The 13,887-nt window shown below is 74.0% G+C and carries 13 protein-coding genes; 9 read left to right on the top strand and 4 right to left on the bottom strand.

The genetic code is table 11. The annotated features are described in order from the left end of the window. The first annotated feature begins 7 nt into the window (after window positions 1–7). From OHV05_RS24315 to OHV05_RS24305, 3 genes are all read left to right on the top strand, one after another. Window positions 8–541 (top strand): GNAT family N-acetyltransferase, encoded by a 534-nt coding sequence (locus OHV05_RS24315; RefSeq protein WP_405019520.1) that lies wholly within the window; start codon window positions 8–10, stop codon window positions 539–541. A 63-nt stretch (window positions 542–604) separates the two neighbouring features. Continuing rightward, on the top strand, window positions 605–1,024 hold the full coding sequence (locus OHV05_RS24310) for a RidA family protein (RefSeq protein ID WP_405019519.1): 420 nt from the start codon (window positions 605–607) through the stop codon (window positions 1,022–1,024). A gap of 25 nt (window positions 1,025–1,049) precedes the next feature. Further along, a complete protein-coding gene (locus tag OHV05_RS24305) occupies window positions 1,050–1,826 on the top strand; it encodes an enoyl-CoA hydratase/isomerase family protein (protein WP_405019518.1) in 777 nt (258 codons plus the stop codon). Here the strand turns inward: OHV05_RS24305 and OHV05_RS24300 are convergent. Continuing rightward, window positions 1,823–3,043, bottom strand: a complete 1,221-nt coding sequence (locus OHV05_RS24300; RefSeq protein WP_405019517.1) for an acyl-CoA dehydrogenase family protein — start codon at window positions 3,041–3,043, stop codon at window positions 1,823–1,825. The two genes, OHV05_RS24305 and OHV05_RS24300, sit on opposite strands and share 4 nt — an antisense overlap. A gap of 129 nt (window positions 3,044–3,172) precedes the next feature. On the opposite strand from OHV05_RS24300, the gene OHV05_RS24295 reads away from it, so the two are divergent. Both OHV05_RS24295 and OHV05_RS24290 read left to right on the top strand, forming a co-directional pair. Beyond that, complete coding sequence (locus OHV05_RS24295; protein WP_405019516.1) at window positions 3,173–3,802, top strand: TetR family transcriptional regulator; 630 nt, start codon at window positions 3,173–3,175, stop codon at window positions 3,800–3,802. A gap of 106 nt (window positions 3,803–3,908) precedes the next feature. Continuing rightward, window positions 3,909–5,414, top strand: a complete 1,506-nt coding sequence (locus OHV05_RS24290) for a cellulase family glycosylhydrolase (RefSeq protein ID WP_405019515.1) — start codon at window positions 3,909–3,911, stop codon at window positions 5,412–5,414. Between the two features lie 16 nt (window positions 5,415–5,430). On the opposite strand, the gene OHV05_RS24285 is transcribed toward OHV05_RS24290, so the two are convergent. Beyond that, entirely contained in the window at window positions 5,431–7,461 is a 2,031-nt protein-coding gene (locus OHV05_RS24285) for a M3 family metallopeptidase (RefSeq protein WP_405019514.1), read from the bottom strand. A gap of 200 nt (window positions 7,462–7,661) precedes the next feature. On the opposite strand from OHV05_RS24285, the gene OHV05_RS24280 reads away from it, so the two are divergent. Continuing rightward, window positions 7,662–9,344 (top strand): bifunctional 3'-5' exonuclease/DNA polymerase, encoded by a 1,683-nt coding sequence (locus OHV05_RS24280; protein WP_405019513.1) that lies wholly within the window; start codon window positions 7,662–7,664, stop codon window positions 9,342–9,344. Between the two features lie 12 nt (window positions 9,345–9,356). On the opposite strand, the gene dhaM is transcribed toward OHV05_RS24280, so the two are convergent. Then, window positions 9,357–9,749, bottom strand: a complete 393-nt coding sequence (gene dhaM, locus OHV05_RS24275; protein WP_405019512.1) for a dihydroxyacetone kinase phosphoryl donor subunit DhaM — start codon at window positions 9,747–9,749, stop codon at window positions 9,357–9,359. 136 nt (window positions 9,750–9,885) lie between these two features. Here dhaM and dhaK point away from each other — a divergent pair, with 136 nt between their 5' ends. Next, entirely contained in the window at window positions 9,886–10,881 is a 996-nt protein-coding gene (dhaK, locus tag OHV05_RS24270; RefSeq protein WP_405019511.1) for a dihydroxyacetone kinase subunit DhaK, read from the top strand. Between the two features lie 13 nt (window positions 10,882–10,894). Further along, window positions 10,895–11,470, top strand: coding sequence for a dihydroxyacetone kinase subunit DhaL (gene dhaL / locus OHV05_RS24265; RefSeq protein ID WP_405019510.1), 576 nt, complete (start codon window positions 10,895–10,897; stop codon window positions 11,468–11,470). Here the strand turns inward: dhaL and OHV05_RS24260 are convergent. Then, window positions 11,467–12,654 (bottom strand): PP2C family protein-serine/threonine phosphatase, encoded by a 1,188-nt coding sequence (locus OHV05_RS24260; RefSeq protein WP_405019509.1) that lies wholly within the window; start codon window positions 12,652–12,654, stop codon window positions 11,467–11,469. The genes dhaL and OHV05_RS24260 overlap by 4 nt on opposite strands. A gap of 129 nt (window positions 12,655–12,783) precedes the next feature. On the opposite strand from OHV05_RS24260, the gene OHV05_RS24255 reads away from it, so the two are divergent. Beyond that, window positions 12,784–13,734: a PrsW family intramembrane metalloprotease gene (locus OHV05_RS24255; protein WP_405019508.1), complete on the top strand. Its 951-nt coding sequence runs from the start codon at window positions 12,784–12,786 to the stop codon at window positions 13,732–13,734. Window positions 13,735–13,887 lie beyond the last annotated feature (153 nt).

Here is a 13,887-nt window from a genome sequence, read left to right as displayed (position 1 = left end):
GGGCCCCATGTACGCCGTACCGCTCACCGAGGACGCCGAGCTGCGCCCCCTCCAGCCGTGGCAGGCCGCCGAGTTCCTGACCCACATCGACCGGGCCCGGGCCAACGTCGACCCGTGGATCCCGTGGGCCACCTTCAGCACCGACCTGGACTCCGCCCGGGCCACCCTGCAGCGCTACGCCGACCGGCAGGCCACCGACACCGGGCAGCTGGACGGGACGCTGGTGGGCGGCGTGATGTTCGTGGCCTTCGACACCAAGGCCGGCACCTGCGAGATCGGCGCCTGGTCCGAGCCGGCCGGCCAGGGCCGGGGGCTGATCACGGCCGCCGTCCGGCGGTTGCTGGACCACGCCTTCACGGTGCGCGGCCTGCACCGGGCCGAGTGGTGGAACAGCACGGTCAACACCCGGAGCCGGGCGGTGGCCCAGAAGCTCGGCATGCACCTGGACGGGACGCTGCGCGAGCACGTCGAGTTCCGGGGCGTCCGGCTGGACTACGAGATCTGGTCGATGCTCGCCCACGAGTGGCAGAAAACCAAGTGACAGCCGGGCCTTGCCCGTTGAGGATGAGCGGCTGACGATCCGCCAGCCCCCTTGGAGCGCCCGATGGCCGAGCACCGCACCGTCCCCGCCCTGTTCCCGCCCCCGGGGTACGCGCACACCGTCCTGGTCGAGGCCGGTGAGCGGCTGGTCTTCCTGGCCGGCGGGGTGCCGCTGGACGCCGACGGCGACCTGGTCGGCCCGGGTGACCTCCCGGCCCAGACCCGGCAGGTGCTCGGCAACCTGGAGACCGCGCTGGCCTCGGTCGGCAGCGGGCTGGACCGGGTGGTGGCCAGCACCGTCTACGTGGTGGCCGACCGGCCCGAGCCGCTCTCCGAGGTCTGGGACCTGGTCAACGCCTCGGCACTGAGCGCCGGTCCGCACAGCTCGACCCTGCTCGGCGTCACCACGCTCGGCTACACCGGCCAGTTGGTGGAGATCACAGTCACCGCCGTGGTCCCGGACCGGCCCGCTGTGGAAGGGTGACGGGACACCCTTCGAGGAGGCGACCGTGCCCCAGCAGTTCGAAACCGGCGTGACCGGCCTGCGGGCCTCGGTCGACGGCCCCGTCGCCACCCTGCTGCTGGACCGGCCGGAGCGCCGGAACGCCGTCACCGGGGCGATGTGGCGGGCCCTGCCCGGCCTGCTGGACCGGCTGGCGGCCGCGCCCGGGGTCCGGGTGCTGCTGCTGACCGGCGCCGGGGGCACCTTCAGCGCCGGGGCGGACATCGGCGAGCTGACCCGGATCTACGCCGACCCCGACCTGGCCGACGCCTACCACGCCGAGAACGTCGCGGCCGAGGAGGCGCTGGCCGCCTTCCCGCACCCGACCATCGCCGTGGTGCACGGCCACTGCGTGGGCGGTGGCTGCCAGTTGGCGGCCGCCTGCGACCTGCGGTTCGTCGCCGAGGACGCCCTGCTGGGCATCACCCCGGCCAAGCTCGGGGTGGTCTACCCGGCCGTGCCGACCGTCCGGCTGGCCCGGCTGGTCGGCCCGGCCCGGGCCAAGTACCTGCTGTTCTCCGGCGAGTTGGTGGACGCCCGGCGGGCCGAGCTGTTCGGTCTGGCCGACGAGGTGCTGCCGGCCGACCGACTGGACGCCCGGGCCCGGGAGTTCGCCGAGCTGCTGGCGACCCGCTCGCCGCAGACCATCGGCGCCGCCAAGGCCGCGCTGGCCGCGGACGACCCGGCGGCGGCGCTGGCTCCGTGGGAGCGCAAGTCCCGCCACGCACCGGACGTCCGCGAGGGGTTGGCGGCGTTCCTGGAACGCCGCCGACCGAACTTCTAGCGGATCGGCATCCCCGAGACGGCCCGGGCGATCACCAGCCGCTGGATCTCGCTGGTGCCCTCGAAGATGGTGTAGATCGCGCTGTCCCGGTGCATCCGCTCCACCGGGTACTCCCGGGTGAAGCCGTTGCCACCGAGGATCTGCATCGCCTGCGCCGTCACGAACTTGGCCGTCTCACCCGCGTACAGCTTGGACATCGAGCCCTCGGCCGAGGTGAACGGCTGGTTGTTGGCCGCCATCCAGGAGGCCCGCCAGACCAGCAGTCGGGCCGCGTCGATCCGGGTCTTCATGTCGGCCAGCTGGAAGGCCACGCCCTGGTTGTCGATGATCGGGCGGCCGAACTGCACCCGGGTCTTCGCGTAGTCCAGGGCCACCTCGTACGCGGCCCGGGCGATGCCGATCGCCTGGGCGCCGACGGCGGGGCGGGACGCCTCGAAGGTGGCCATCGCGGCGTTCTTGCCGCCGGAGCGCTTGGTGCCCTCGCGGGCCCTGGCCAGCCGCTCGTCCAGCTTCTCCTTGCCGCCGAGCAGGCAGCTGCCGGGTATCCGGACCCCGTCCAGCACTACCTCGGCGGTGTGCGAGGCGCGGATGCCGTGCTTCTTGAACTTCTGACCCTGGCTCAGGCCGGGCGTACCGGGCGGCACCACGAAGGAGGCCTGCCCCCGGGCGCCGAGCGCCGGGTCGACGGTGGCGACCACCACGTGCACGGCGGCGATCCCGCCGTTGGTCGCCCAGGTCTTGGTGCCGTTCAGCACCCACTCGTCCTTCGCCTCGTCGTACACCGCGCGGGTGCGCAGCGCCGAGACGTCCGAGCCTGCGTCCGGCTCGGAGGAGCAGAAGGCGGCCACCTTGACGTCGTCCGGCGTGCCGAACATCTGCGGCGCCCAGGTGCCGATCTGCTCGTCGGTGCCGTTGGCCAGCACCGCGACGGCGGCCAGCGTGGTGCCGACGATGGCCAGGCCGAGGCCCGCGTCGCCCCAGAACAGCTCCTCCATCGCGATCGGGATGCCGACGCCGGAGGGGTCGAAGTACTGCTGGGCGTAGAAGTCCAGCGAGTAGATGCCGATCTTGGCGGCCTCCTGGATGACCGGCCAGGGGGTCTCCTCGCGCTCGTCCCACTCGGCGGCGGCCGGGCGCATCACATCGGCGGCGAAACCGTGCAGCCAGTCCCGGACGGCGAGCTGGTCCGGGCCTGGGTCGAGGGAGAAGGTGCTCATACGGGTTGCCTCCGGGACGGGAGTGCGGACCGGAAAGGCCCACGCCATCGGGGTGTTACCCCGGGTAACATGCCGCGAGTCTGCTACTGATTGGTAATCCGTGTCAACGGCCGAGCGAGGAGCGTCACCGTGTCCACAGAGCCCCGCCGCGAGCAGCCGCCGACCGCCGCCGAGCCCCGCCGCGAGCAACTGCTGAACGCGGCCGACCGGGTCGTCCAGCGCGACGGCCCCGGCGCGAGCATGAACGCGATCGCCGCCGAGGCGGGCATCACCAAGCCGATCCTGTACCGGCACTTCGGCGACCGGACCGGCCTGATCCGGGCCCTGACCGAGCGTCACACCAGCGGCCTGCTGGCCGCCGTCCGGGCCGCGCTGAACGAGCCGCTGGAGCGCCGCGACCGGGTCGAACACGTGCTGGACGTCTACCTCGCGGGCATCGAGTCCCGCCCGCAGGTGTACCGGCTGCTGACCCACCCGGAGTCCGGCGATCCGGCCGGGGCGGGCCAGGCGCTGGCGCCGGCCCTGCGGCAGATCGCCGAGGAGATCACCCGGGCGGTCCGGGAGCAGGTCGACCTCGGCCCGGACGCGCCGCTGCTGGCCGAGACCTGGGGCCGTTCGATCACCGGCATGGTGCTGGCGGCCGGGGACTGGTGGTTGGACCAGCGGCCCTGCCCCCGGGCCCGGATGGTGCAGGCGCTGGCCGATCTGCTCTGGGGCCGGCTGGCGGCGGCCGCCCCGCTGCCCGGGGCGCTCGGGTAGCGCCCGAGCGGGCGCAGAACATGAGTCGTACTCACCTCTTGTGCCCATCCCCGGCGTGCGGCAGGATCGGCGCACCCCACCCCCATGCCCCGCCGCGAGGTGCCCCGTGCGTGTCCGCCGTACCGCCGCCGCCCTGTCCCTGGCCACCGTCGCCGTCCTGGCCGGCGCCGCGCTGCCGGTCGAGGCCGCCGCCCACCAGGACGCCGACCGCCAGGGCGACCGCCACCCGCGGGCCGACTTCCCGACCGGGACGGTGACCACCGCCGACGGCCGGACCCACCTGACCGACCAGTCCGGACGGGTGCTCCAGCTGCGCGGCTTCAATGTCGACAAGTACGCCGAGGCGACCGAGGGCGACCTGCGCTCCGCCGCCGAACACGGCTTCACCCTGGTCCGGGTGGCGATCTCCTGGAACCGGCTGGAGCCGACCCGGGGGCAGCTGGACCGGACCGAGCTGGCCCGGCTGCACCGGGTGCTCAACTGGGCCGAGAAGTACGGCCTGCTGGCCCTGGTCGACTTCCACCAGGACGTCTACGGACCGAAGTTCGGCGGCGGCGACCGGGGCATCCCGCTCTGGGCCACCCGGGACGACGGCCTGCCGTTCGAGGAGGACCCGGACGACTGGTTCGCCGGCTACTTCCAGCCGGCCGTGCAGGCCGCCTTCACCCATCTCTACGACGACGCCGACCTGCGCCGCTGGCAGGCCGACTTCTACACCCGACTGGCCCGCGAACTCCGCGACCACCGCTCACTGTTGGGCTATGACCTGTTCAACGAGCCGTCCGGCCCGATCCCCGGCGACCCGACCGACCCGGCCGTGCTGGTGGCCGCCTCGGCCGAGCTGGAGCTGGGCCGGCTGGCCGGGATGTACCGCCGGCTGATCACGGCCGTCCGGCAGGTCGACAGCCGGTCCTGGCTGTTCGTCGAACCGACCGTGCTGGTCGGCCAGGGCGTGCCGACGCAGCTGCCGTCCTTCGGCGACCCGCGCTCGGGCGCCGACCGGCTGGGCTACGCCCCGCACTTCTACGACACCGCGGTCGAGGCGGGCCGGGACTGGGACCCGTCCGGCGGCTTCGTGGAGAACTACCTCGCCGCGATCACCGCCTACCCGACGGCCCACCACCTGCCGGTGCTGGTCGGCGAGTGGGGGCCGCCCGACTCCCGGCGGCCGGGCAACGCCGAGCTGGTGAAGCGTCAGGTCGCGGCGATGAACGGCTTCGCCTCGGGCTGGGCCATGTGGTACTGGTGCAAGGGCGCCGGCGGCTACTGCGCGCTCGGCCCGGACGGCCGCCCGGCCCCCGGCAACGAGCCGGTCTTCGGCCCGTACGCCCGGGCCCTGGCGGGCACCCCCGGCGCCGAGAGCCACCGGGACGGCACGTACACCCTGACCTTCGTCACCGGCGGCCGCACCGCCGGGGGCAGCGGCGGCTGGACCGAGATCAGCCTGCCCGGCACCGCCTACCCGCACGGCGCCCGGGTCACCGTGACCGGCGCCCGGGCTTCGGTGCTGGACGTCGACCAACCCCGGGGCGACCGGGCCGGGGTGGCCCGGATCCTGCTGCCGCCGGCCCGCCCCGGCACCACCGTGACGGTTCGGATCAGCGCCCGCTGAACCCGGGCCGGCCCGGTCAGCCGTCCAGGCCGCGCCGGCTCAGCAGCGGGGCGATCTCCGGGTCCCGGCCGACCACGGCGCGGAAGCAGTCCAGCGCGTCCACGCTGCCGCCCCGGGAGAGCAGTTCGGCCCGGAAGACCTCCCCGCTCTCCCGGACGCTGCGGCCGTTCGTCCCGAACCAGCGCACCGTGTCGGCGTCCAGCACCTCGGACCAGATGTACGCGTAGTACCCGGCGCTGTAGTCGTTGGAGAACACGTGGCTGAAGTAGGTGCTCCGGTAGCGCGGCGGCACCAGCGGGTCGCCCAGCCCGGCCTTGGCCAGCACGGCTGCCTCGAACTCCCGGGCGTCCTCGATCTGTTCACCGGCGGGCACGGTGTGCCAGGCCCAGTCCAGCAGCGCGGCGGCCAGGTACTCCACGGTGCGGAAGCCCTGCCCGAACCGCTCGGCCGCGGCCATCCGCTCGACCAGCTCGGCGGGCAGCGGCTCGCCGGTCAGGTGGTGCTTGGCGTAGTTGGCCAGCACCTCGGGCCTGGTCATCCACATCTCGTTCACCTGGGACGGGAACTCGACGAAGTCACGCGGCACCTCGGTGCCCGAGAACAGCGGGTAGCGCACCGCCGAGAACAGCCCGTGCAGGGCGTGGCCGAACTCGTGGAACAGCGTCCGCACCTCGTCCCAGGTCAGCAGCGCGGGCTCACCGGCCGCCGGGTGGGCGATGTTGAGGTTGTTCACCACCACCGGCCGCTGCCCCAACAGCTCGGACTGCTGGACGAGTTCGTTCATCCAGGCCCCGCCGCCCTTCGACTCCCGGGCGTGGAAGTCGCCGAGGAACAGGCCCAGCGAGGAACCGTCCGCCTCGAACACCTCGAAGACCCGCGCGTCGGGGTGGTACCCCGTCAGGTCGGCCCGCTCGGTGAAGGTCAGCCCGTAGGCCAGCCCGGCGGCGAAGAACACCCCGTCGTGCAGCACCCGCTCCAGCTCGAAGTACGGGCGCAGCTCGGCCGCGTCCAGGCTGTACTCGGCCTGCCGGACCCGCTCGGAGTAGTACAGCCAGTCGTGCGCCGCGAAGTCGGTGACCCCGTCGGCCCGTTCGGCGAACTCCGCCAGCTTCCGGCCCTCCTCCTGCGCGTTCGCGACCGCCGGCGGGATCAGCCGGGCGAACAGCTCCTCGACCGCCCCGACCGTCCCGGCCGTCTCGTCGGCCACCACGTACGCGGCGTGGCTCGGGTACCCGAGCAGCTCGGCCCGCTCGGCCCGCAGCCCGGCCAGCTCGATCGCCAGCGGCCCGTTGCTCTCCACCGCCCGGTCCACCGAGGCGGCCAGCAGCCGGGCCCGCAGCTCCCGGTCGGTGAGCTCGGCCAGTTCGGACTGGTTGGTGAAGTTCTTCAGGCTCAGCACGTACGAGCCGTCCCGGCCGAGCGCCCGGCCGTTCACCGCGGCCGCGGCCACCGCATCGGCCGACAGGCCGGCCAGCTCCTCGGCGCGCTCCACCACCACGGCCCGGGCCCGGGTGTCGGTGAACACGTTCTGCCGGAACGCCGCCTGGGCCGAGGCCAGCCGGCCGTTGATCTCCCGCAACCGCAGCTGCCCCTCGGCCGGCAGCCGGACCCCGGCCCGGACGAAACGGGTGTGGTGCCGCTCCAGCAGCCGCAGGCTCTCGGCGTCCAGGCCGAGTTCGGCCCGCACCCGGTGCAGCGCCTCGAACCGGGCGAACAGCGCCGGGTCGAGCAGGATGGTGTCCTGGTGCGCGGCCAGCCGGGGGCTCAGCTCGGCGTCCAGCGCCTGCAGTCCCGGGGTGGTGTCGGAGCTGTTCCGGTTGTCGAAGACCAGGCGCACCCGGCGCAGCAGCGCACCGGAACGCTCCAGCGCCACAACCGTGTTGTCGAAGCTCGGCGGCTCCGGGTCGGACGTGATGGCCGCGATCTCGGCGAGCTGGTCGGCCATGCCGCGGTCGAAGGCGGGCAGGTGGTGCTCTTCCCGGATGGCGGCGAAGGGCGGGAGCTCGAACACCAGGGTGCTGGGCTCGAAGAAAGGGTTGTCGCTCATGACCCCGACCCTAGGCACTCGGGCACACCTACCGGAAGACAGGGGCCCCGGTCACCTGCACTCCGGGCTCAACCATCAGGGGCTCGGGGCTCTGGACCGTAGATGCTTGAGCACTTGCCCAGAGCGTGTGCCTGACGGGAAGTGTCGGTAGGGGCCGGTACGGTCGGGGCGAACCTGTGTCCGATGTGTGAGGAGGCCCCGTGGCGCCACGGATTGCCGTTGTGCCCGCTCCGCACGGGGCGGGTGGGCGCTTGCAGCCGCTCGGCGAGGACGGGGTGCCGCTCGGGCCGCCGGAGCAGGTGGCCGACCTGGCCGCTGCGGTGGCGCAGCGGGAGGCGGCCGGGCAGCCCCGCTGGGTCTGGGCGGCGGCCGACAGCGCGTACGCGCCGCTGCTCCCGCTCCGGGTGAGCCGGTGTCACGACCTGCGGCTGGTGGAGGCGTTGCTGCTCGGGTACGAGGGGGCCTGGGGCGAGCCCCGGTCGCTCGGCGCCGCGTGGGCGCGGCTGCGTGGGCTGCCGGTCCCGGCCGACCTGCCGGAGACCGCCGGCGGCGAGGACCAGGACAGCCTGTTCGCGCCGGACCGACTGCAACTGCCGCCCAGCACCGACCAGCTGACGGCGGTGGTGGCGGTGCACGCCGAGCAGCTGCGCCGGATCGCGCTGGTCGAGCAGCCCGGCCTGTTCCGGCTGCTGGTGGCCGCCGAGTCGGCCGGGGCGCTGCTGGCCACCGAGATCACGTACGACGGCCTGCCGTGGCGGTCCGACCGGCACGACCGGCTGCTGACCGACCTGCTCGGCCCCCGCCCGCAGGTGCCCGGCACCCAGCCCAAGCTGCTCGCCGAGCTGTCGGTCGAGTTGCAGCAGGCGCTCGGTGCCCGCCCGTTCAACCCCGACTCGCACGCCCAGGTGCTGAAGGCGTTCGCCGACCAGGGCATCCGGCTGAGCTCGACCCGGGTGTGGGAGCTGCGCGAGATCGACCACCCGGCGGCCCGGCTGATGATCCGTTACAAGGAGCTGTCCCGGATCCACGCCGCGCACGGCTGGGCGTGGCAGGACGCCTGGGCCCGCGGCGGCCGGTTCCGGCCGGAGTACGTGGTCGGTGGGGTGGTGTCCGGCCGGTGGGCCAGCCGGGGCGGCGGGGCGCTGCAGATCCCGCGGATCCTGCGCGGCGCGGTGGTGGCCGACCCGGGCTGGGCCCTGGTGGTGGCGGACGCGGCCCAGCTGGAGCCCCGGGTGCTGGCCGCGCTCTCCGGTGACAGCGGTCTGGCCCGGTCGGCGGCCGAGGGCGACCTGTACGCGGCGCTGGCCGCCCAGGCGTTCCAGGGCGACCGGGAGAAGGCCAAGCTCGGCCTGCTCGGCGCGATGTACGGCCAGACCAGCGGGGACATCGGCCCGCTGCTGGCCACCCTGCGCCGCAGGTACCCGACGGCGATGGGCTACGTCGAGGCGGCGGCCCGCACCGGGGAGGAGGGCGGCATCGTCCGGTCCCGGCTGGGCCGCACCTGCCCACCGCCGTCCGCCGACTGGCTGGATCTGACGGAGGCTCCGGAGACCGCCGGGGAGGCGGGCGGGCGTTCGGCCCGGGCGCGCGGCCGGTTCACCCGCAACTTCGTGATCCAGGCCAGCGGAGCGGACTGGGCGCTCGCCCTGCTGGCCTCGCTGCGCCGCCGGCTGACGCCGCTGGGCACCGGGGCGGACCGGCCGCACCTGGTCTTCTTCCAGCACGACGAGGTGATGGTGCACACCCCGGTCAACCTGGCCGACCAGGTGGTCGAGGCGGTCACCGAGGCCGGCGAGGAGGCCCGGCGGCTGGTGTTCGGCGACACCCCGGTGCGCTTCCCGCTCAGCACCGCCGTGGTGGACTCCTACGCGGACGCCAAGTGAGCTGACCCCGGCTCAGAACTTCCGGTAGCCCCGGGCGTCCCCGGCCGCCGCCACCACCTCGGCCAGCGCGGCCCCGGTCGAGGCGGTGACCAGGGCGGCCACCGCGCCCTCCACGAACGGCGCGTCCACCAGCCTGGCCCGCTCCGCCGGGTGGTCCTCCAGGGCGGCCAGCGTGGTCAGCACCGAGCTGCCCAGATCCGCCAGCACCACCACCCCGGCCCCGGAGTCCGCCGCCGCGACGGCCGCCACGATCAGGTCGTAGCTGGTGCCGAGCGCGCCGTCCTCGGTCCCCGCCGCGAGCAGCACCCGGACGTTCCCGGAGTCGAGTTCGGCCAGCAGGTGCCGGAGCCCGGCCGCCAGGCCGGGACTGTGCGAGACCAGAACGATGCCCACGTACGCGCCCATGCCCCGACCATACCCAGGGCCATCCGCCGTCCACCCCCGACCAGTTCGGTCCTGGCGTGTCGTACCGGAGGCCGGGCCGCCCCGGTTGACGTAACGTCGGCCGCAGCACCCGTCGCCACCGCGAGGAGAGCCGGTCGTGAAGAAACTGATCAACGCCCCGGAGACGGTGGTGGCCGACGCGCTGGCCGGATTCGCGGCGGCCCACCCCGAGTTGACCGTGGATCGGGAGAACCGGGTGATCACCCGGTCCGGCCGGCCGACCGTCCCGAAGGTCGCGCTGGTCTCCGGCGGCGGCTCCGGGCACGAACCGCTGCACGGCGGCTTCGTCGGCCCCGGCATGCTCGACGCGGCCTGCCCGGGCGAGGTGTTCACCTCCCCCGTGCCCGACCAGCTGCTGGCCGCCGCGCAGTCGGTGCACAGCGGCGCGGGCGTGGTCTTCGTGGTGAAGAACTACACCGGTGACGTGCTGAACTTCGAACTCGCCGCCGAACTGGCCGCCGACGAGGGCATCGAGGTCCGCACCGTGCTGGTGAACGACGACGTCGCGGTGGAGGACTCCACCTGGACGGCCGGCCGCCGGGGCACCGGCGCCACCGTGCTGGTCGAGAAGACCGCCGGTGCGCTGGCCGAGCGCGGCGCCGGCCTCGACGAGGTGGCCGCCCTCGGCGACCGGGTCAACGCCGCCTCCCGCTCCTTCGCCATCGCGCTCACCGCCGCCACCGTCCCGGCCGCCGGGAAGCCGGGCTTCGACCTCCCGGCGGACGAGATCGAGGTCGGCGTCGGCATCCACGGCGAACCGGGCCGCCGCCGCGAGCCGCTGCGCCCGGCCGCCGAACTGGCCGCCGAGGTGGTCGACACCATCCTGGCCGACCACCACCTCACCGCCGGGGACGAGGTGATCGCCCTGCTGACCGGGCTCGGCGGCACCCCGCTGATCGAGCTGTACGTGGTCTACGGCGCGGTCGCCGAACGGCTGGCCGGGCGCGGGATCCGGATCGCCCGCAACCTGGTCGGCAACTACGTCACCAGCCTCGACATGGCCGGCTTCGCACTGACCCTCACCAAGGCCGACCCGGAACTGCTCGAACTCTGGGACGCCCCGGTGACCACCCCCGCCCTGCGCTGGTCCTGAGAGGAACGCCGGAATGAACACCACCCTCGCCCTGGACTGGCTGCGGGCCGTCGCGGCCGCCGTCGAGCGGCGGCAGCAGGAACTGACCGACCTGGACGCGGCGATCGGCGACGGCGACCACGGCGCGAACCTGCACCGGGGCTTCAGCGCCGTACTGCCCGCGATCGAGGGCCTGGACTCGGCCGGCGCGGTGCTCACCAAGGCGGGCAGCACGCTGATCTCCAAGGTCGGCGGCGCCTCCGGGCCGCTGTACGGGAAGGCGTTCCGGGCGATGGGCGCGGCACTGACCGAGGGCGGTGACTTCGGCTCGGCACTGGCCGCCGGGCTGGCCGCGGTCGAGCGGCTGGGCGGCGCCGCCCCGGGCGACAAGACCATCGTGGACGCCTGGACCCCGGCGCTGGCCGCCTTCGGGCGGACCGGCTCGTACGCCGACGCGGCGGCCGCCGCCGAACAGGGCGCGCTGGACACCGTCCCGCTCCGGGCCCGCAAGGGCCGGGCGTCGTACCTGGGCCCGCGCAGCGTCGGCCACCAGGACCCCGGGGCCACCTCGGCCGCGCTGATCCTGCGCGCGCTGGCCGACGTGGCCTAGCTCGGGGGCCGTTCGAGGTCGGTACGGCTGATCAGGAGCAGCAGGGCGTCGTCGCCCAGCTCGCCGCCGGTGTGCTCCAGCAGGTCGGCGTACAGCCGCCCGACCGCCACCTCCAGCTCGGCCGCCGACCGGGCGGCCTCCCGGACCAGCGGGCCGACCCGTTCGGCCAGCGGGTAGAACTCGCCGCTGCGGTGGTGCCTGGCCTCGATCACGCCGTCGGTGCAGAGCACCAGCACGTCCTCCGGACCGAAGGCGGTCTCCATGCTCTGCGGCTCACCGGCCGCCAGCCGGCCGAGGCCGAGCGGCACCCAGGGGTCGCTGGCCTCCAGCACCTGCACCGTCCCGTCCCGGGCCACCATGATCGGCGGGACGTGCCCGAAGTGCAGCAGCTCCACCGTGCCGGGGCGGGTCACCTCGGCGAACAGCGCGGTGGTGAACTCACCGTCGGGCACGTGCCGCTCCACGCTGGCCTCGACCCGGGCCGCCACCGTGAGCAGCCCGCTCTCGTCGTACGCCGCCTCCCGGAAGGCCCCGAGCACCACGGCGGCGGTCTGCACCGCGCCGAGCCCCTTGCCCCGGACGTCGCCGACCAGGACCCGGGTGCCGTGCGGGGTCTCCAGCACCGAGTACAGGTCGCCGCCGATCCGGGCGGCATCGGCCGCCGAGGCGTACCGGACGGCCAGCCGGAGCGGCCCGACCGCCGGGCCGGGTGGTCGGAGCAGGGCGCGCTGGGCGGCCTCCGCCACCGAGGAGACGGCGGCGAAGGCCGCGGCTCTGCGCATCCTGATCCGGGCCACCCAGGCGCTGAACACCGACAGGATCAGGTAGCTGACCACCGCGCCGAACAGGAACTGACCGTTGTTCAGATCGGCCACCTGGTCGTAGTGCCCCAGCCCGATCAGGGCGCCGAAGCCGACCGTGCAGACCACCAGCAGTTCCACCGGCCGCAGGGTGAGCGCCGCCATCGACGGGACCACCACCATCAGCGGGGCCAGGTAGCTCTCCCGCCCGGTCACCAGGTCCGCGAACACCACCACCAGCAGGGCCAGCAGGGCCGGGGTGGCCCGTCGACGCCAGGACAGGTCCTGCAGGTCGGCGGCGAGCAGCGCGCGCTCCCGCCGCGCGGGCGAGAGCCCCGCGGCCTTGGGGGCCGTGGGCGACTGGGCTCGGGTGAACCGGGACACATACCGAACATAGCGGAGTAATCGGTCTTCGCATCCGCGCGTCCGCCAGGCGAATACCACCCGAATTGCCCCTTTTGTCATACCGTACGGGGAACGTGACGCCCACTCATCGAGGGAAGGCCCCCACCGATGTCCGGATACGGCAGCCACACCCCGCCATCTCCCCCTCCGCCCGGTCCCCAGTGGTCCGCACCCGCCGCCGCACCACCGGCCCAGCAGTCCCGCCACTGGCTCCGGCTGTTCCTGATCGGCCTGGCCCTCTGGGTGGCGACCGTGGTCGTCACCTTCTTCACCGACAACAGCAACCTGGTGCCGACCATCGTGCTGCTCGGCAGCTTCCTGGTCCCCGGCACCTTCGTGGTCTGGGCGTACGAGCGCTACGCCGTCGACGTGGGCACCGAGCGGATCGCCGCCTGCTTCGGCATCGGCGGCATCATCGGGGTGCTCGGCGCCTCGGTGCTGGAGACCTACCTGATCTCCCCCTCGGTCTGGATGTACGTCGGCGTCGGCCTGATCGAGGAGGCGGTCAAGCTGGCCGCCCTGATCATGGTGGCCCGCCGCATCCCGGTGGCCGGCCTCCGGCACGGCCTGGTGCTCGGCGCCACCGTCGGCGCGGGCTTCGCCGCGTTCGAGAGCGCCGGCTACGCCTTCAACGCGGTGCTGAGCATCCACGGCCTCTCGCTCAAGGACCTGGTGGAGACCGAGATCCTGCGCGGCGTCCTGGCCCCGGTCGGCCACATCCTGTGGACCGCGATCATGGGCGGGGTGCTGTTCCGCGAGCGGCGCGGCACGCACTTCCGGTTCAACGCGCCGGTGATCCTCACCTACCTCGGCGTCTCGCTGCTGCACGCGCTCTGGGACAGCACCGGCGGCATCGCCGTCTGGCTGGTGGCCCGGACCACCGCGAGCGACTTCCAGCGGGCCGTCTTCGAGCTCGGCTACATGCCGAACCCGACCAGCCAGCAGGTCCACCTCTACACGCTGTACGACACCCTCGGGCTGATCGTGGTCTCGCTCGGCGGCCTGGTCTGGCTCCGGACGCTGATCGGCCGGAGCCGGGCGGCCGCTCCGAACGGCTGACCGGGCGGTCCGACGAGAGCGGGTGGTTCCCGGGAACCACCCGCTCTCGCGTTTCCGGCCACCCCGACGTGACACGCCCCGGCCCGCCGGGGCGGACTCTGCGTCGTCGGACCGTTACTCTCTGCTGGCGATCGTGACGATCGCCACCATCAC

Origin of the sequence: Kitasatospora sp. NBC_00070, assembly GCF_045041205.1 — a bacterium.
Lineage (GTDB): Bacteria > Actinomycetota > Actinomycetes > Streptomycetales > Streptomycetaceae > Kitasatospora.
Note: the sequence above shows the minus strand (reverse complement) of the source record. Positions and strands in the feature narration are given on the sequence as shown.